This is a genomic window from Nocardioides panacihumi (genome assembly GCF_039530925.1).
Taxonomy (GTDB): domain Bacteria; phylum Actinomycetota; class Actinomycetes; order Propionibacteriales; family Nocardioidaceae; genus Nocardioides; species Nocardioides panacihumi.
This window is the reverse complement of sequence record NZ_BAAAPB010000001.1, coordinates 1,244,055-1,261,215: the sequence shown is the minus strand read 5'-3', so window position 1 is coordinate 1,261,215 and position 17,161 is coordinate 1,244,055. Positions and strand designations below refer to the sequence as shown.

Sequence of the window (17,161 nt, the reverse complement as noted above, 5' to 3'; positions counted from 1 at the left end):
GCGCCGACTCGGCATCTCGGAGTCAGGCGGTGACCAGGTCCCCGCGCTCGAGGCCGTGCCCGGCGGGTACGTCGGCCGGGTCGCTGCCCCGCGTCACGACGCGGTTGTCCGCGTCGACGAAGACCACGTGCGGCTGCAGCTCCTTGGCCTCCTCGGTCGTCAGCTGCGCGTACGCGATCAGGATGACGATGTCACCCGGATGCACCAGGTGCGCCGCGGCGCCGTTGATGCCGATCACGCCGGAGCCGCGCTCGCCCGCGATCGTGTAGGTCTCCAGCCGCGCGCCGTTGGTGACGTCGACGATGTGGACGAGCTCGCCCGGCAGGATGTCCGAGGCCTCGAGCAGGTCCTCGTCGACGGTCACGCTGCCGACGTAGTGCAGGTCGGCCTGCGTCACGGTGGCGCGGTGGATCTTGGACTTCATCATGGTGCGCAGCATCGATGTCCCCCTCAGAACTGCAGTGGCATGTTGTCGATGAGCCGGGTCGAGCCGACCCGGGCGGCGATGAGGATGCGGCCCTCGGTGCCAGGCTCGGGATAGTCGGCGAGCTCAGTCAGGTCGGCGGCGCGCAGCGCGAGGTAGTCGATGTCGATCCCCGGCTCGTCCGCGAGCACGTTCATCGCCGCCCAGCGCGCGGGCGGCAGGCCGTACGACGCCCGGTCCTGCGCGGCTCGCAGCGCACGGCTCAGGCCGGCGGCCGCCAGTCGCTCGCCGGCGGAGAGGTAGCGGTTGCGGCTCGACAGGGCGAGGCCGTCGGGCTCGCGCTGCGTCTCGGCGCCGACGACCTCGATGCCCAGGCACAGGTCGGCGGCCATCCGGGTGATCAGCGCGAGCTGCTGGTAGTCCTTCTGCCCGAAGACCGCGACGTCCGGCCGGACCAGGCCGAAGAGCTTCGCGACGACGGTGAGCACACCCCGGAAGTGACCCGGCCGGCTCTCGCCCTCGAGGATGTCGGCGAGAGCCCCGGGCTCCACAGTGGTCATGTCGGGGCCGGCGCCGCCGGGATACATCTCGTCCACACTCGGAGCGAAGACGACGTCGACGCCCTCCCGCTCGCAGACCTTGAGGTCGTCCTCCAGCGTGCGCGGATAGCGATCGAGGTCCTCGCCGGCCCCGAACTGCAGCGGGTTGACGAAGACGCTCGCGACGACGGGGCCGTCGCCCACCCGCTCGCGCGCAACCCGCATCAGGCTGGCATGACCCTCGTGGAGGGCCCCCATGGTCGGCACGAGGCCGACCCGCCGGCCGACTCCGCGGTGAGCGCCGAGGACCGCAGCGAGCTCCGCGCGGGTGCTCGCCAGGACAGGCCTCATCGGGCGGCCGACACGTGCGCGCGCTGCTCAGCCGCATCGAGCAGGCCGGCGATCTTGTAGGCGCGGATCCGCAGCAGCCGGCCGTCGGTCACGGCTCGCTCGAGCGTCGCGCGCGCCATGGCGACGTACGACGCCAGGGTCTGCGGCGCGTTCGCGGCGATGTCCTCGAGGTGGGCCGCGACGGTGCCGGCGTCGCCGCGCACGATCGGGCCGGTGAGCGCCGCATCGCCCTGCGACAACGCGTTGTCGAGCGCGGCGGTGAGCAGCGGACGCAGCGTGCCGGCCGGGTCGCTCGCGCCGGCGGCGGAGAGGATCTCCATGGCCTCGGTGACCAGGGTGACGAGGTGGTTGGAGCCGTGCGCCAGGCCGGCGTGGTAGAGCGTGCGCATCTCCTCGGGCACCCACATCGCGGTGCCCCCGAGGTCGGAGACGAGTGACTCGGCGAACGATCGCTCGGCCGGCTCGGCGGTGAGGCCGAAGACGCAGCCGTGCAGGCGGTCGATGTCGACCTCGGTGCCGGTGAAGGTCATCGCAGGGTGCAGCGCGACGGTCCGAGCACCCACAGCACGGGCAGGCTCGAGCACGCCGAGGCCGTGGCGGCCGGAGGTGTGGACGACGTACTGCCCCTCGCTGATCGCGCCCGCGCCGACGAGCGAGACGACCACGTTGGCCAGCATGTCGTCGGGCACGGTGAGCAGGAGCACGTCGGCGGCGCGGGCGACGGCGGTCGGCTTGCCGCCCGGGACGCCGGGCAGGAGGGCGGCGATGCGGCCGCGGGAGGCATCGGACTCACCGGCGGCCGCCACGATCTCGTGGCCTGCGCGGCGCAGCGAGGCCGCCAGGACGGCGCCGACGCGACCAGCGCCGACGACACCCACCCGGAGCGCGGGGTTGAACGTGCTCATTGCTTTCAGCCTTTCGTTCCAGTCCCTCCGACCACTCCCCCTGTTCCCAGGTGGAGCCGGGTTGGGTACCGGACGCTTTCTGAACAGTGCAACGACGACGGTACGCGCGCACCTTCCGCCGAGGGAATGCGCCGGGGTGTGACGTGTCCGACATCGCGAGTCGGTGCATCCTCACACCCCACAAACGCCGAGTCGGCGCTGGTGCACCCCGTTGCGGGTGCACAAGCGCCGACTCGGCGTCGTACGGAGGCGCAGTAACGCCGACTCGGCGTCAGGCGGACTGTGCCTTCCAGCCGGTGGTCGCCTGAGCGGCGGAGAGCTCGGAGCGTACGGCGTCGAGCTCGGTCTCGAGCTCGTGGACATGGACGATCGCCTCGGCGGCGCGCTGCTCCGCCTCCTCGAGACGTACGGCGAGGGCCTGGCCGTCCCGCTCGGACCGGTCGGCCCGACGGGCCTCCTCGGCCCGGGCGCGGACCGCGTCGGCGGCACGCTGGTGAGCGGCCGTCAGCGCGGCCTCGAGGTCGGCGATCGTCTCCTGGCGGCGGGCGATCTCGTCGGTGAGGAAGGCGTCGTGCTTCGCCTGCTCGGCGACACGGGCCTCCGTGATGGCGCGGTAGGCCTGCGCCTGCTGGGCGCGGTCACGGGCGGCTTCGACGCGCGTGGCCATCAGCTCGGAGTGGGTGATCTTCGTGGCGGTGGCGCCGAGCACCACTGCCACCACGGCGGCGACGCTGGCGATCAGCCAGGAGCCGCTGGGGACCGCGCCGGCGACGGCCAGCGCGGAGAGCGCAACCAGGACCACGGCGACGGTCACACGCGTGTTGCGCTGCCGCCGTCGTGTGACGGATGTTGCTGATGGGGAAGCCATAGGCTCCAGGCTAAGCGTCCTCGTCATCGGAACGGACGCGACACGCCCGTTCCAGCAGCAGCGCTCCCGTGCAGATCATCACGCCGGCCGCGGCTGCGATGAGCGACCGCACCAGTCGCTGCTGGGCGAGATCGGAGTCGATGCCGAGCCAGCTGACGGCGTACCCGAGATATCCCCCGGCCACCACCGCTCCCGCGAGCGCGCACGCGCGGGCGAGGACGAGCCGGTTGACGGCCTGGTTCGCGAGGAGCCGCTCGCGGCGGACGTGCACCGTCCGGTACGTCGCCCAGGCGGTCCAGCCGAGGATCGCCGCGACGAGGAGCAGCGTCAGCGGCTGGACCCAGGTCACGACGGGCGCGGTGCCGTGGATCTGCTCGGCGAGCGGGTGGAGCACCCATCCGAAGACGAGACCCACGACCGCCCAGACGGTGATCGAGCCGGGCGAGGTCGGCTGCAGGTGCCCCGGGTCCGGCGGCCGGGGTGTCTCCGGCGGGTCCGGAAGCTGGTCCCGGCTCACCGGCTAGGTGAGGTCGAGGGCGAGGTCGTCGCGGCGTGACACGCCCGTCTCGCCCGACTTCTCCAGCAGGTCGGCCACGGGGCCCATGCCGGGGATCTCCGCGTCGGGCTCCAAGTCGTGCCAGGGCTTGAGGACGAAGGCACGCTCGGCGGCACGCGGGTGCGGCAACCGCAGCTCGTCGGTGTCGCTGACCTTGTCACCGACCACGATGAGGTCGATGTCCAAGGTGCGCGGGGAGTTCCTCACGTCGGAGCGCTGCCGGTCGAAGGCGTCCTCGATGGCCAGCACGCGCTCGAGCAGGCGCTGCGCGGACAGGGTCGTGTCGGCGAGCACGACGGCGTTCAGGAAGAGGCCCGCGTCGCCCGGGACGTCCAACGGCTCCGTCTCGTAGATGGGAGAGACGCCGGTGACCCACACGTCGGGGGTGTCGGCGAGCGCGTCGAGGGCTCCTTGGAGGGCCGAGATCCGCTCACCGAGGTTCGAGCCCAGCGAGAGGACGACTCGTCGGATCGGCCGCATCTCACCCGTGAGCGTGTCGGCGTCGATGATGTTCGGATTCGGCGTCTCAGTCACGGGCGGGGCCTCCGTTGGCTCGAGTGATCGTCAGCGCGACGTCCGAGTACGTCGCGTCGATAGGCGCGTCCGGCTTGTGCACCGTGACGCGCACCCATTCAACACGGCTGTCCAAGAGGCAGACGTCCGCGATCCTCTGGGCAAGCGTCTCGATCAGGTCGACCGGGTCGCGCTCGACGGCGGCCTTGGCCGTCGCCACGAGACTTCCGTAGTCGACCGTGTCATGCAAGTCGTCGGAGGCCGCTGCGGGAGCGGTGTCCAGCCCCAGGACGAGGTCGATGAGGAACACCTGTCCCTCGCGCCTCTCGAAGTCGAAGACCCCGTGGTGGGCGAAGCACTCGATGCCGGTGATGGCGAGCTCGTCGGTCGCTGACTGTGTCACGTGGCCATTCTGCCGACGACGGCGAGCGCGTCACGAGTGGCCCTCACGTCGTGCACCCTGAGGCCCCAGACGCCGCGCGCCGCGAGCAGGGCGACGAGTGCGACGTGGGCGTGCTCGCGCTCGGCGACGGGTCGCGGCTCGCCGCCCGCTCCGGGGAGCAGACGCCCGAGGAACGCCTTGCGGCTCGCGCCGACGAGGACGGGCAGGCCGAGCTCGTCGAAGGCGTCCAGACCGCGGAGCAGCTCCCAGTTCTGGTCGGCGGTCTTCGCGAAGCCGAGGCCCGGGTCGAGGACGAGCTTCTCGACACCGGCCGCCCGTGCCGCATCCACCCGCTGCTCGAGCTCGGCGCGCACCGCGGCGACGACGCCGCCCGGGCCGTCGTACGACGTGAGGGTCTGCATGACGTCGGAGTGCCCGCGCCAGTGCATGCACAGGTAGGTGGCGCCGGCGTCGGCGGTGACCGAGAGGATGCGGGGGTCCGCGAGGCCGCCCGAGACGTCGTTGACGATCGACGCACCTGCCGCGACCGCCGCCTGCGCGACCTCGGCGCGCATGGTGTCGACGGAGACGACCGCTCCAGCCGCGGCGAGCTCGGAGATGACCGGTACGACGCGGGCCAGCTCCTCCTCGATCAGCGGCCTGGTCGCCCCTGGCCGGGTCGACTCGCCGCCGATGTCGAGGATGTCGGCCCCGTCGGCGAGCAGCTCGCGCCCGTGCGCCACCGCATCGTCCGTCGCCAGGAACCGCCCACCGTCGGAGAACGAGTCGGGCGTGACGTTGACGATCCCCATGACGAGGGGTCGTCCCTCGGGGCGCGGGGGCATGGGTGGAGGCTACCGAAGCCCCGACCCGGGATCAGCGGCGGTGGATGAGCGCCATCGCCTCGGCGCGCGTGCTGGCGTCCGAGCGCATCGAGCCTCGGACGGCGGAGGTGATCGTGCGTGCGCCGGCCTTCTTGATGCCCCGCATCGTCATGCACAGGTGCTCGGCCTCGATCACGACGATGACGCCGCGAGCCTCGAGGATCTCCACGAGCGCGTCGGCGATCTGCGTCGTCAACCGCTCCTGGACCTGCGGACGCTTGGCGTACACGTCGACGAGCCGGGCCAGCTTCGACAGCCCCGTGATCTTCCCCGACTGCGCCGGGATGTAGCCCACGTGCGCGACGCCGGTGAACGGCACCAGGTGGTGCTCGCACATCGACCACAGCTCGATGTCACGGACGAGGATCATCTCGTCGTGACCGAGGTCGAAGGTCGTGGTCAGGACGTCCTCGGCCTCCATCCTCAGGCCCGCGGTGAGCTCGGCGTACGCCCTGGCGACCCGGGCCGGCGTCTCGACGAGGCCCTCGCGCTCAGGGTCCTCGCCGATCGCGATCAGCAGCTCGCGTACGGCGGCCTCGGCGCGCGCCTGGTCGAACGGGCCGGCGGGCTTCGAGTCCCGCAGGGTCACCGGCTCGATCAACGGGGTCCCCGATCGGTCGTCCGCTGGGGAGCGAAGCGGATGAGGGAGGACCCGAGTGCGGTGCTCATGCGTGGCCGGGGTCCGTGGGCGTGGGAGCCGGAGCGGCGGGAGAGCCGTTGATCGGACCGTTGACCGGGCCGTTGACGGGGCCGCCCGCGGCCGAGCCGTTGGCGGCCTGCGCGGCGAGGTGCATGGCGGCGGCCCGGTCACGGATCCACTGCGGGACCTCGACGGCCGGGATGTCCGAGGGCACCCGGGTCGGCGAGCCGGTCCAGGCCGGCCGTTGGGGACGCCGGCGCAGCGGCTTGAAGATCTCGGCGATCTCGTCCTTGCCCAGCGTCTCCTTGTCCAGGAGCGCCAGCACGAGCGTGTCGAGCACGTCGCGGTTCTCGACGAGGATGTCGTAGGCCTCCTGGTGCGCCGTCGCGAGGAGCTTCTTGGTCTCCTCGTCGACGATGCCGGCGATCTCCTCGGAGTAGTTGCGCTGGTGACCCAGGTCGCGACCGAGGAACGGCTCGGAGCCGGAGTCGCCGAGCTTGATGGCGCCGAGGCGCTCCGTCATGCCGTACTGCGTCACCATCGCCCGGGCCACGCTGGTGGCCTTCTCGATGTCGTTGCCGGCGCCGGTCGTCGGGTCGTGGAAGACCATCTCCTCGGCGGCCCGGCCGCCGAGCATGTGCGCGAGCTTGTCGAGCATCTCGGAGCGGGTCTGGGAGTACTTGTCCTCGTCGGGCATCACCATCGTGTAGCCCAGCGCCCGGCCACGCGGCAGGATCGTCACCTTCTGCACGGGGTCGTTGTGCGGCATCGCCGCGGCCACCAGGGCGTGGCCGCCCTCGTGGTAGGCCGTGATGAGCTTCTCCTTGTCGCTCATCAGACGGGTGCGCCGCTGCGGGCCCGCGATCACGCGGTCGATCGCCTCGTCGAGGTTCTCGTTGGTGATCATCTTCTGGTTGGCGCGCGCCGTGAGCAGGGCCGCCTCGTTGAGCACGTTGGCCAGGTCGGCACCGGTGAAGCCCGGCGTACGTCGGGCGACGGACAGCAGGTCGACGTCGATCGCCAGGGGCTTGCCGCGCGCGTGCACCTTGAGGATGTGCTCGCGTCCGGCGAGGTCGGGCGCGTCGACCTGGATCTGGCGGTCGAAGCGGCCCGGGCGCAGCAGCGCCGGGTCGAGCACGTCGGGACGGTTGGTCGCGGCGATGAGGATGACGCCGCCGCGGACGTCGAAGCCGTCCATCTCGACGAGCAGCTGGTTGAGGGTCTGCTCGCGCTCGTCGTGACCGCCGCCCATGCCGGCGCCGCGGTGACGGCCGACGGCGTCGATCTCGTCGATGAAGACGATCGCGGGGGCGTTCTCCTTGGCCTGCTCGAACAGGTCGCGGACCCGGGAGGCGCCGACGCCGACGAACATCTCGACGAAGTCGGAGCCGGAGATCGAGTAGAACGGGACCCCGGCCTCGCCCGCGACGGCACGCGCGAGCAGCGTCTTGCCGGTGCCGGGCTGGCCGTAGAGCAGCACGCCCTTCGGGATCTTGGCACCGACCGCCTGGAACTTGGCCGGCTCCTGGAGGAACTCCTTGATCTCCTGGAGCTCCTCGACCGCCTCGTCGGCACCTGCGACGTCGGAGAACGTCGTCTTCGGCATGTCCTTCGAGATCAGCTTCGCCTTCGACTTGGCGAACTGCATGACGCCGCGACCGCCGCCGCCCTGGACCGAGTTCATCAGGAACAGGAACAGGACCACGATCAGCACGAACGGCAGGATGAAGCTGATGATCGAGCCGAGCAGGCTGGGCTTGGCCACCTCGGAGTTGAACTTCTCGATCGTGCCCTTGTCGACCTGCTGCTGGACGTCGTTGAGCAGGGCCTGCTGGCCGCCGTCGACCCAGTGCGTGGTGACCTGGTCACCCCCGGTGCGCACCCCCTTGTCGAGGGTCGCCTTGATCTGCTGGTCACCGTCCACGAACGTGATCGACTGCACGTCGCCGCCGTTGATGTACTTCACCATCTGGGACGTGGGGATCTCGTCGCCGCCGGTGTGGGGGGCGAGGTACTGCAGGGCAAGGAGCACGCCGACAACGGCGATGATGATCCACACCCAGGGACCCTTGAAGATGCGCTTCACAGGCTTCTCTCGAACTCTACGAACACGGAACCGGGGAGGTTACCCCTCAGTGGACAACGATCCGGTGCCCCCGATTGTCCCACGCTATTGGGTGACCGTCGTCCCACGTCGTCTCAGGAGTACACGTGGGGGGCAAGTGTGCCGATGTCGCGCAGGTTGCGGTAACGCTCGCGGTAGTCGAGGCCGTAGCCGACCACGAACTCGTTGGGGATGTCCCAGCCGACGTACTTGACGTCGATGGGCATCTGCACCGCCTCGGGCTTGCGCAGGAGCGTGGCGATCTCGACGCTGGCCGGGCCGCGGCTGGTCAGGTTGGCCAGCAACCAGCTCAGCGTGAGGCCGGTGTCGATGATCTCGTCGACGATCAGGACGTGGCGGCCGGCGATGTCGGTGTCGAGGTCCTTGAGGATGCGGACGACGCCGGAGGACTTGGTGCCGGAGCCGTACGACGACACCGCCATCCAGTCGATCTCGACGTGCCGCCCGAGCGACCGGGCGAGGTCGGCGATCACCATGATGGCCCCGCGCAGCACGCCGACGATGAGGAGGTCCTTGCCCTCGTAGTCGGCCTCGATCTGCGCCGCCATCTCGGCGATGCGCGCCTGGATCTGCTCCTCGGTGAAGAGGATCTCGACGATGTCGTCCCCGACGTGCTCAGCGTCCATGGGTGTTCACCCTAACCGGGGTTGGTGAGCGGCGGGTCACCGGCGGGGTAACCGTCTGTTCAGTACGCCTCCTGACGGTTGCAAGGGTCAGGAGGCGTGTCGAAAGGACGGTTACCGTGACGAAAGGACGGTTACCCCTGGGGACGCTCGATCGACACGACCCCGCCCCGGCGTACGCCGCGCAGGTGGCCGGGGAGGTCGACCCAGCGCTGCCCGTGCCAGTCCGTGACCAGCGCGTCGAGGGCGAGCACGTGCTCGTGGAAGAGCTCCGCCGCGGGCGACCCCGCGGCCAGCGCGGCGAGGCGGAGGATGCGGCGGCGCAGCGCGTCGGGCTCGGCGGCGAGCACCTCGGCCCGCAGCGGGAGGCCGATGGCCGCCAGACGCTGCTCGGCCAGGTCGTCGAGCAGCTCCATGTCGGATCGGAGCTGGTCGGCGGTGCGAGCGAGTGCCGTCCCGACACCCGGTCCGAGCTCCTCCTCGAGCACGGGGAGCACCCGTGTGCGGACGCGGACGCGGGCATAGCCGGGGTCGTGGTTGTGCGGGTCGTCCCAGTAGTCGACGCCCTCGACCTGGCAGGCCGTCACGGTGTCGTCGCGGGCGACGTCGAGCAGCGGCCTGCGGTAGCGGTCGAAGGACCGTCGCATGCCGGCCAGGGAGCGGCCGCCGCTGCCGCGGGCGAGCCCGAGCAGCACGGTCTCGGCCTGGTCGTCGCGGGTGTGCCCGAGCAGGATCACGGCGGAGCCGACCTGGTCGGCGACCTGGTCGAGGGCGGCGTACCTGGCGCGGCGGGCGGCCGCCTCCGGACCGAGCCCGCCGGAGTCCTCGATGGTGACGGTCACGGTGAACGTCTCGTCCGCCCCGAGCTCCGCCATCTGGCCGACCGTGCGGAGGGCCTGCTCGCGCGAGCCCTCCTGCAGCCCGTGGTCGACGGTCACCCCGATGACGCGCAGCGCGGGTCGCCGGGCCTCGAAGACCGCCGCGGCCAGCAGGGCGAGGGAGTCCGGCCCGCCGGAGCAGGCGACCAGCACGGCGTCGCCGGGGGCGAGTGGAGCGAGCACCCGACGTACGCCGCGACGTACGGCTGCGACCGACGGGTGGAGCGTCACAGCACCCGCTTCATCCAGGCGTCGGCATCGTGGATCTCGGTGCGGCTGGGCAGGTTCTCCGGCCCGGCGAAGACGGCGTTGAACCGCTCCATGCCGGCCGTGTCGACGACGCGGCGCACGAACATGGCGCCGTCGCGGTACTGCGCCATCTTCGCGTCGAGCCCGAGCAGCCTGCGCAGCATCCGGTCGAGCGCGCCGACCCCCTTGCGCCGCTTGTCGAACTTGCGCCGGATCGCGTCGACGCTGGGGATCACCTCGGGTCCGACGCCGTCCATCACCACGTCGGCGTGTCCCTCGAGCAGGGACATCACGCCCGTGACCCGGTCGAGGATCTCCTTCTGCTCGGGCGAGCTGACCAGGTCGACGAGGCTGCCGGTCTGGCCCGTGCCCTTGATCGCGTCCGTGACCCGCTTGAGGCCGTCGTCGAGGATCGACGCCACGTCCATCGTCTCGGCGAGCGCGGCGATCTGGGCGAACAGGTGGTCGCGCAGCCACGGGTTGGCCGTGAACTGCACCCGGTGCGTCTCCTCGTGCAGGCAGACCCAGAGCCGGAAGTCGCCGGGCACGGCTCCGAGCTCCCGCTCCACGTGGACGACGTTCGGCGCGACCAGCAGGAGCCGGCCGTGCGGCTCGTGGAACGGGTCGAACTGGCCGAGGACCTTCCCCCCGAGGAAGCCGAGCAGGCCGCCGACCTCGAGGCCGGTGACGCGGGAGCCGATCGCGGTGGCGACCGGACCGGGCGTGCGCTTGCTCGTGACGCGGTCGACGAGCGGCGCGAGCGCGACGGCGAACCCGTCGGCGTTCGCCTGCACCCAGCCGGCCCGGTCGACGACGAGGACCGGTGCGGTGTTGTCGGGCGCGAGCAGGCCGGTGTAGTCCCGGACCAGCCCGGTCGACCGAGCCGCGTCCTCGCGCAGCTCCGCGACGACGTCCTGTGCTTCGGTCGAGCTGACCACGGGGCCGTCGCCGGCCAGCCGAGAGCCGACACGTACGGCGAGGTCCCAGTCGATCACGTCACCCATGTGACGTGACGCTATCCGACCGGTGTCTGTCATCTGCGGGTAGATATGACCGATCTGCGCGTCCTCCCAGGAGGAGTTCCACGCCCGACGGGGCCGCCGGTCGACGTCGGGCGCGGTTGTCGCTACCCCGAGGAGGAGCAGTGGCAGGAGGCGAGTGCGGCGGCGGCGTCGTCGAGCGCCCGGCGGGCCCCGAGGGTGCTGGCCGGAGCGATCTTGTCGGCCATGATCACGAACGTCATCACGTTGCCGTCGAGGTCGGTCGCGGTCCCGGCCAGCGAGCTGACGCCGGTCAGCGTGCCCGTCTTCGCGCGGACCAGGCCGAGGCCCGGCGCCGAGGCCGGGTCGTCGAAGCGCTCGATGAGGCTGCCCGTGAACCCGGCGACCGGCAGTCCGCCGAGCACGGCTGCGAGCTGCGGCTTCTGAGCCGCGACGCGAAGCACACCCGTGAGCGTGGCGGGCGTGATCCGGTCCTCGCGGGACAGTCCGCTGCCGTCGTACAGGACGAGGCCTGCGGTGGGGACGCCCAGCTTGCCGAGGGTCGCGACCATGCCGGCCACGCCGCCGTCGAACGATCCGGACCCACCCACCTTGGCGCCGACGTGGTGGGCGAGCACCTCCGCCGCGTCGTTGTCGCTGGTCTCCAGCGTGTGCGTCACGATCTCGCGCAGCGGGGCGCTCTCGACCTGCGCGACGGCCGTGCCCGCCGCGTGGGTGCGCACGAGCCTTCCGCGCACGGCGATCCCCTGCGCCCGCAGGTCGTCGGCGAAGAGGGCGGCCGCTGCCTGCGAGGGGTCGTCGACACGACGGCCTGACGCGTCGTTGCCCTGGTCGGCCCACAGCGCCGTGATGTGCGAGACGACGTCGTCGGGCACGTAGTTGGCGGGCCAGTGCGGACTCGTGGTCGGTGCAGCGAAGAGCGAGTCGTCGAATCCGAGCCGGACGTGCGTCGCCCCGGCCTTGCGGAGCGCCGCCGCCGTGCCGACCGCGAGGGTGCGCAGGTCGGCGCGAGGGGGGTAGGCGCCCTTGCCCGGCTTCGACCCCAGCAGCGGGTCGCCCCCGCCGACGAGGACGATCCTGCCCGGTGCCGGCTGGACCACCTTCGTCGCGAAGGTCGTCTCCGGACCGAGCACGTCGAGGGCCGCGGCCGACGTCAGGAGCTTGGTGGTCGAGGCCGGCACGGCGGCACCCGATCCACTCGTGAGCACCGGAGCGCCGCCGTACAGCGGGGCGATCTCGGTGACGACGTGCTTCCCGAGGTCCGTGTCGCCGAGCGGCCCGGCGAGCGCGGCACGCACCTTCGCCGGGTCGGGCGTCCTCGATGCCTCGGCGGCGTCGACGGCCTGCGGGCTCGGCACCGGCGACTCCCACGGATCCGGCGTGGGGGTGGGCGCGGCCGCGGGCGTCCGGTCGAGCCAGTTCTCCACCCAGCCGAGGTCGTACGCCGTCGCGGCAGCCGCCACGACGAGTGCGAGGGTCAGCAGCGGGGCGATCCAGCGGACCGCTCGTCGCCGGTGACGTGTGTCACGTCGCACCTGTCAGTCCCGTCCTCGAATCGCGCACCCGGACATTGTCGTGGAGACTGATGGGCGAATCACGGAAGGGTGCGGTCGAACCTCGGCCGCCGGGAAAGCGGAGGCGAGTCGTGACGCTGGAGTTCGACGTACTGGTGGAGATCCCCAAGGGGGAGCGCAACAAGTACGAGGTCGACCACGAGTCGGGCCGGATCCGCCTGGACCGCACGCTGTTCACCTCGACCGTCTACCCGGCCGACTACGGCTACATCGAGAACACCCTCGGCCAGGACGGCGACCCGCTCGACGCTCTCGTCATGCTGCCGTTCCCGACCTTCCCGGGCTGCCTCATCAAGTGCCGCGCCATCGGCATGTTCCGGATGACGGACGAGAAGGGCGGCGACGACAAGGTCCTGTGCGTCCCGATCGACCCGCGCAACGAGCACATCCAGGACATCGGCGACGTCGACTCGCACGACCTGATGGAGATCCAGCACTTCTTCGAGGTCTACAAGGACCTCGAGCCCGGCAAGTCCGTCGAGGGCGCCGACTGGGTCGCCCGTGACGCCGCGATCGCCGAGATCGAGGACTCCTTCCGCCGGTTCAAGACCGAGGGTCACTGACCTTCAGCCGAGCCAGTCGTCGACCGCGGCGCGCACCTGGGACAGGTACGCCGCGGTGCGCTCCTTGTCGCCCTTGACGGCCAGTGCGTGGTCGGCCCCGGGCAGCGCCAGTAGGTCGGCCTCGAGCCGACCGGCCGCGTCGGGGTCCCACGCCAGAGTGTCGCCGGTCCCGGCGATCACCAGCTGACGGGCTTCGTTGGCCCGGATCGCGCGGACGACGCGCCGGTCGAGCAGGAGCGGCGTGAGCCAGACCGCGTCGAGGCGGCCCTTCGCGGCGTACGGCGCGGCGAGCGTGCCGAGCGACTTGCCGACGATCAGCGGTCGATCTGCCCAGCCGGCTGTCGCCGTACGCGCCTGGTCGGCGACCCAGGTGACGGTCCGGCGTGGCGAGAGGCCGTCGGGGACCTGCCACCACACCTCGCGGACCGCCCAGCCGCGTCGGAGGAGGACGTCGCTGACCGCGGCCAGCAACGGCTTCGCGGGCGAGTAGGCGCGACCGGGGAGCAGGACCGCCCGGCCGACCTCGGGAAGGTCGGGGTGACGGTCGCGGAGCTCGGTCATGGTGTCAGGATGCGCCGACTCGGCCCTTCTCAGGTGCGAGGTTGCGCCGACTCGCCGATGAGGTCGTCGGCGCGCAGCAGCTCCCGGGGGATGCCGAAGGCGTCGACGAGCTGCTGGGCGAGCGGACGGACCTCGCGGCACAGCGCGTTGACCTGGGCGGTGATCGCCTTGGAGCGTGCGGAGGACAGGCGGCCGTGCTCCATGAACCAGGCCCGGTCCGCCTCGATGACCCCGAGGGCGTGCAGGTCGCGCAGCAGGATGAGCGCATCGCGCACCTGCCCCTCGGGCGTCGCGGCGACCTTGGCGGCGAACGCCTCGAGCACCAGCCGCTCGACGTGGGCTCGGGCGGCCGCGATCACGTGGTCCTGGACCGAGGAGAAGACGGCCCCCGGGTTGCCGCCCTTGTCGACGCCGGCCTTCAGCCGCCGGGCGACGCCGCCGAGGATGTGCTCCTCGCGGAACGACAGCATCGCCAGGTGGTAGTCGGGGTCGCGGAGGTCCGGTTCGCCATCGGAGGCGCCGCCGGGGAGCAGGTCGCGGACCCGTTCGAGCAGCTTGTGCACAGCCGTGCGCTCGAGCACCGTCTCCACGGCCAGACCGGTCACGAAGCGGACCATGCCCAGCTGGTTCATGTCCTCGAACGCCCCGGCATAGTCGGTGAGCAGGCCCTTCGCCACCAGCTGCAGCAGGACGTGGTTGTCACCCTCGAAGGTCGTGAACACGTCCGTGTCGGCCTTGAGTGCGGCGAGGCGGTTCGCGGAGAGGTAGCCCGCGCCGCCGCACGCCTCGCGGCACTCCTGGATGGTCCTGGTCGCGTGCCAGGTCGCCAGCGCCTTGGTGCCGGCCGCGCGCGACTCGAGCGTGCGACGGGCGATGTCGTCGTCTCCCGGCCGGTCGGACAGCGCGCCCGAGAAGACCGCGTGCAGGTCGTCGCGGAGCACCTCCTGCGCGAAGTGCAGCGCGTAGGTGCGCGCGAGCAGGGGCAGCAGACGCCGCTGGTGCAGGCCGTAGTCGAGCAGCAGGTCCTCGGCGGCCGGGTCCGTGGCCTCGAACTGCCGTCGCCGGCCGGCGTACGACACCGCGATCGCGAGCGCGACCTTCGACGCCGTGATCGCGGCACCGCCCACGCTGACCCTGCCCTGCACGAGGGTGCCCAGCATGGTGAAGAACCGACGGCTCTGGTTCTCGATCGGACTGCTGTAGACACCCTCGGGCGAGACGTCGGCGAACCGGTTCAGCAGCGCCTCGCGCGGCACCCGCACGCCGTCGAACCACAGCCGGCCGTTGTCGACGCCGTTGAGGCCCATCTTCGGCCCGTCGTCGCCCACTCGTACGCCGGGCACGGGCTCGCCGTCCTCACGGATCCTGACGACGAAGGCGTGCACGCCGTGGCTCTCTCCGGCGACCTCGAGCTGGGCGAACACGACGGCCAGCTCGGCGTGGCACGCGGCGTTGCCGATGTAGTCCTTGTAGGCGTCCTCGCGAGTCGTCGTGATGACGAACTCCTGCGCCTCGGGGTCGTAGCTGGCGACCGTCTGGAGTGCTGCGACGTTCGAGCCGTGCGCGTGCTCGGTCATCGCGAAGCAGCCGAGCGTCCGCGCCGCGACGACGTCGGCGAGATAGGCGTCGTGGTGACGCTCGGTGCCGAGCTGGAGGATCGCGCCGCCGAAGAGCCCGAACTGCACGCCGGCCTTGACCAGCACCGACAGGTCGCCGTGAGCGAGCGCCTCGAAGGCGGCGATGCTCGCGCCGATGTCCCCCGCGCCGCCGTACTCCACCGGGAAGCCGAGGCCGGTCAGCCCGCTCCCTGAGAGCTCGACGAGCAGCTCGCGCACGCGCTCGCGGAACTCGGCCGGGGGCATCGTGTCCGCGTCCTCCAGCACCGACGCGTGCGGCACGAGACCGTCGACGACTCGTCGCCGGACGTCCGCATGGGAGCCGTCGAGCAGGTCGCGCATGCCGGTGGCCAGGTCACCGTGGGTGCTCGCCGGAGAAGGTTCGGTCAGGGTCGCGTCGGTCGCGTGGTCGCTGAGCTGGGCCTCCATGGCGCCACGGTAGCCAGCGGAGCGCCCGGACGAACCCGGTGAGGCCGGTGGACTGGGCGAACCAAGTGGACCAGGTGGATCAGGGCCGGGCGTAGAAGTTGGGCGGCGTCCAGTAGTACATCGACGCCTCCTGGACGGGCTCACCGGTGCGCGGCGCGTGCAGGATCCGGCCGTCGCCGATGTAGAGGGCGACGTGGTAGATCGAGCTCGGACTGCTCGAGTCGCCCCAGAAGACCAGGTCACCGGGGCGCAGCTGGCTGGCCCTGATGGGCGTCGACTGCTCGTACTGCGCGACCGAGTAGTGGGGCAGCGACCTCCCGCCGGCCGCCCAGGCCTTCATGGTCAGGCCGGAGCAGTCCCAGCTGTCCGGTCCGGCGGCACCCCAGACGTAGGGCTCCCCGAGCTGGGCGCGGGCGAATGCGATGGCCGCCTGCGCGCCGCTCGACGGTGCCGGCGGGTCCGGGTCCGGGTCGGGCGTCGGAGCCGGATCGGAGGTCTGCGTCGGCGGATCGGGCGCCGGCGCGGGCTGCGGGTCGGCCGCAGGAGTCGGATCGGGTGCGGAGGAGGACGGGGTCGTCGGCGGGGTCGCGGGCGGGGTCGCCGCCGCGGGCTCCGCCGCCGCGGCTGCCGCCGACGCCGCCGACGCGGCCTGCTCCGCCGCGGCCTGCTCGAGTGCGTGCTGGCGTGCGGCGGCGGTCGCCACGCTGATGTCCTGCAGCCGGGCCAGCTTGCGGACCAGCGCCGCCTTCCGGGCGGCGATCACGGCGGCCTCGGTCGCGGCGGCGTCCGCACTGCGGCGCGCGGTCTCGCGGGCGGCGCCGGCCTCGTCCTTCGTCCGCTGCGCGGCCTGGTCGGTCGAACGCGCCTGCTCCTCGGCGGCCTTCGCGAGCGCGGAGGCGGCGAGGAAGCGCTGGTACTGCAGGTCGAGGGCGGTCTGGGCGTTGCCGATCGTCGAGACGCGCTGCATGAGGGCCTCGATGCCGTCGGCCGAGGCGAGAGCCGCGAGGGCCGTCAGCTGCGGGGCCTGCTGGGAGTCGGCCAGCAGCGTCGCGGCGTACGCCGTCCGCTGCCGGTCCAGGTCCTCACCTGCGACCCCTGCCCTCTGTGCGGCCCGCCGCGCGGCCCGCGCGGCCTGCTGGGCCCGGTAGCGGGCGCCGTTGTAGGCCTCCTCGGCGCGTTCGGCAGCGATGGCGCTGCGTTGCAGGCGCTCGTTGGCGTCCCGCAGCGCGGCCTGCACCGCGGGGACGTCGTCGGCGCCCGCCGCGACGGCCCGCCGGGCGTCGCGGACGTCCTGCCGGCTCGGCACCGGCGTGGAGCTCGGGGTGGGGTCCGCCGAGGCGGCGACGACGGTGCACGTGACCCCGAGGACGGTCGCGCACAGGGCGGACGACAGGGGCACTAGCACAGGCGACACTCGGAGCACTTGCCTCACGCTAATGCTCAGAAGTCACATAAGGAACAGCAATCTCAGATTTTCCGA

Annotated in this window: 18 protein-coding genes; 1 reads left to right on the top strand and 17 read right to left on the bottom strand. The window is 71.9% G+C overall.

The genetic code is table 11. The annotated features are described in order from the left end of the window. Window positions 1-22: 22 nt before the first annotated feature. The 14 genes from panD to dacB form a co-directional block, all read right to left on the bottom strand. Window positions 23-439: an aspartate 1-decarboxylase gene (gene panD / locus ABD205_RS05990; RefSeq protein ID WP_344043399.1), complete on the bottom strand. Its 417-nt coding sequence runs from the start codon at window positions 437-439 to the stop codon at window positions 23-25. A gap of 11 nt (window positions 440-450) precedes the next feature. Next, window positions 451-1,314 (bottom strand): pantoate--beta-alanine ligase, encoded by an 864-nt coding sequence (panC, locus tag ABD205_RS05985; RefSeq protein WP_344043397.1) that lies wholly within the window; start codon window positions 1,312-1,314, stop codon window positions 451-453. Then, window positions 1,311-2,219 (bottom strand): Rossmann-like and DUF2520 domain-containing protein, encoded by a 909-nt coding sequence (locus tag ABD205_RS05980; RefSeq protein WP_344043395.1) that lies wholly within the window; start codon window positions 2,217-2,219, stop codon window positions 1,311-1,313. The genes panC and ABD205_RS05980 overlap by 4 nt, the downstream gene beginning before the upstream one ends. Window positions 2,220-2,490: 271 nt before the next feature. Beyond that, window positions 2,491-3,087 carry a hypothetical protein gene (locus ABD205_RS05975; protein ID WP_344043393.1) on the bottom strand — a complete coding sequence of 199 codons (597 nt, stop codon included), beginning with the start codon at window positions 3,085-3,087 and terminating at the stop codon, window positions 2,491-2,493. A gap of 10 nt (window positions 3,088-3,097) precedes the next feature. Then, window positions 3,098-3,604, bottom strand: a complete 507-nt coding sequence (locus tag ABD205_RS05970) for a DUF3180 domain-containing protein (RefSeq protein ID WP_344043391.1) — start codon at window positions 3,602-3,604, stop codon at window positions 3,098-3,100. A gap of 3 nt (window positions 3,605-3,607) precedes the next feature. Beyond that, window positions 3,608-4,177, bottom strand: coding sequence for a 2-amino-4-hydroxy-6-hydroxymethyldihydropteridine diphosphokinase (folK, locus tag ABD205_RS05965; RefSeq protein WP_344043389.1), 570 nt, complete (start codon window positions 4,175-4,177; stop codon window positions 3,608-3,610). Further along, the gene (gene folB / locus ABD205_RS05960; protein ID WP_344043387.1) at window positions 4,170-4,559 is read right to left on the bottom strand and encodes a dihydroneopterin aldolase; all 390 of its coding nucleotides are present in this window, start codon (window positions 4,557-4,559) and stop codon (window positions 4,170-4,172) included. Before folB ends, folK begins: the two co-directional genes overlap by 8 nt. Next, window positions 4,556-5,383, bottom strand: a complete 828-nt coding sequence (folP, locus tag ABD205_RS05955; protein ID WP_344043385.1) for a dihydropteroate synthase — start codon at window positions 5,381-5,383, stop codon at window positions 4,556-4,558. The genes folB and folP overlap by 4 nt, the downstream gene beginning before the upstream one ends. 31 nt (window positions 5,384-5,414) lie before the next feature. Continuing rightward, a complete protein-coding gene (gene folE, locus ABD205_RS05950; RefSeq protein ID WP_425572788.1) occupies window positions 5,415-6,005 on the bottom strand; it encodes a GTP cyclohydrolase I FolE in 591 nt (196 codons plus the stop codon). 82 nt (window positions 6,006-6,087) lie between these two features. Continuing rightward, entirely contained in the window at window positions 6,088-8,148 is a 2,061-nt protein-coding gene (ftsH, locus tag ABD205_RS05945) for an ATP-dependent zinc metalloprotease FtsH (RefSeq protein WP_344043381.1), read from the bottom strand. Window positions 8,149-8,261: 113 nt separating this feature from the next. Beyond that, entirely contained in the window at window positions 8,262-8,813 is a 552-nt protein-coding gene (hpt, locus tag ABD205_RS05940; protein WP_344043379.1) for a hypoxanthine phosphoribosyltransferase, read from the bottom strand. A gap of 131 nt (window positions 8,814-8,944) precedes the next feature. Next, complete coding sequence (gene tilS / locus ABD205_RS05935) at window positions 8,945-9,919, bottom strand: tRNA lysidine(34) synthetase TilS (RefSeq protein ID WP_344043377.1); 975 nt, start codon at window positions 9,917-9,919, stop codon at window positions 8,945-8,947. Then, window positions 9,916-10,941: a zinc-dependent metalloprotease gene (locus ABD205_RS05930; RefSeq protein WP_344043375.1), complete on the bottom strand. Its 1,026-nt coding sequence runs from the start codon at window positions 10,939-10,941 to the stop codon at window positions 9,916-9,918. The genes tilS and ABD205_RS05930 overlap by 4 nt, the downstream gene beginning before the upstream one ends. Before the next feature lie 122 nt (window positions 10,942-11,063). Then, a complete protein-coding gene (dacB, locus tag ABD205_RS05925; RefSeq protein ID WP_344043373.1) occupies window positions 11,064-12,473 on the bottom strand; it encodes a D-alanyl-D-alanine carboxypeptidase/D-alanyl-D-alanine endopeptidase in 1,410 nt (469 codons plus the stop codon). A 116-nt stretch (window positions 12,474-12,589) separates the two neighbouring features. Between dacB and ABD205_RS05920 the strand changes: the two genes are divergently transcribed. Then, on the top strand, window positions 12,590-13,075 hold the full coding sequence (locus tag ABD205_RS05920; protein WP_425572787.1) for an inorganic diphosphatase: 486 nt from the start codon (window positions 12,590-12,592) through the stop codon (window positions 13,073-13,075). 3 nt (window positions 13,076-13,078) lie between these two features. Here the strand turns inward: ABD205_RS05920 and ABD205_RS05915 are convergent, their stop codons facing one another. The 3 genes from ABD205_RS05915 to ABD205_RS05905 all read right to left on the bottom strand — a co-directional run bounded on the left by ABD205_RS05915 (window position 13,079) and on the right by ABD205_RS05905 (window position 17,080). Next, entirely contained in the window at window positions 13,079-13,636 is a 558-nt protein-coding gene (locus tag ABD205_RS05915; protein ID WP_344043369.1) for a hypothetical protein, read from the bottom strand. 29 nt (window positions 13,637-13,665) lie between these two features. Then, window positions 13,666-15,681 (bottom strand): acyl-CoA dehydrogenase family protein, encoded by a 2,016-nt coding sequence (locus ABD205_RS05910; protein WP_344043367.1) that lies wholly within the window; start codon window positions 15,679-15,681, stop codon window positions 13,666-13,668. A 79-nt stretch (window positions 15,682-15,760) separates the two neighbouring features. Beyond that, window positions 15,761-17,080, bottom strand: a complete 1,320-nt coding sequence (locus ABD205_RS05905) for a C40 family peptidase (RefSeq protein ID WP_344043365.1) — start codon at window positions 17,078-17,080, stop codon at window positions 15,761-15,763. Between the last annotated feature and the right edge of the window lie 81 nt (window positions 17,081-17,161).

What these genes read in the sequence shown, in the direction of transcription:
- panD (WP_344043399.1), bottom strand. Translation starts at nt 439, where the DNA reads ATGCTGCGCACCATGATGAAGTCCAAGATCCACCGCGCCACCGTGACG.
- panC (WP_344043397.1), bottom strand. Translation starts at nt 1,314, where the DNA reads ATGAGGCCTGTCCTGGCGAGCACCCGCGCGGAGCTCGCTGCGGTCCTC.
- ABD205_RS05980 (WP_344043395.1), bottom strand. Translation starts at nt 2,219, where the DNA reads ATGAGCACGTTCAACCCCGCGCTCCGGGTGGGTGTCGTCGGCGCTGGT.
- ABD205_RS05975 (WP_344043393.1), bottom strand. Translation starts at nt 3,087, where the DNA reads ATGGCTTCCCCATCAGCAACATCCGTCACACGACGGCGGCAGCGCAAC.
- folP (WP_344043385.1), bottom strand. Translation starts at nt 5,383, where the DNA reads ATGCCCCCGCGCCCCGAGGGACGACCCCTCGTCATGGGGATCGTCAAC.
- hpt (WP_344043379.1), bottom strand. Translation starts at nt 8,813, where the DNA reads ATGGACGCTGAGCACGTCGGGGACGACATCGTCGAGATCCTCTTCACC.
- ABD205_RS05930 (WP_344043375.1), bottom strand. Translation starts at nt 10,941, where the DNA reads ATGGGTGACGTGATCGACTGGGACCTCGCCGTACGTGTCGGCTCTCGG.
- ABD205_RS05915 (WP_344043369.1), bottom strand. Translation starts at nt 13,636, where the DNA reads ATGACCGAGCTCCGCGACCGTCACCCCGACCTTCCCGAGGTCGGCCGG.
- ABD205_RS05910 (WP_344043367.1), bottom strand. Translation starts at nt 15,681, where the DNA reads ATGGAGGCCCAGCTCAGCGACCACGCGACCGACGCGACCCTGACCGAA.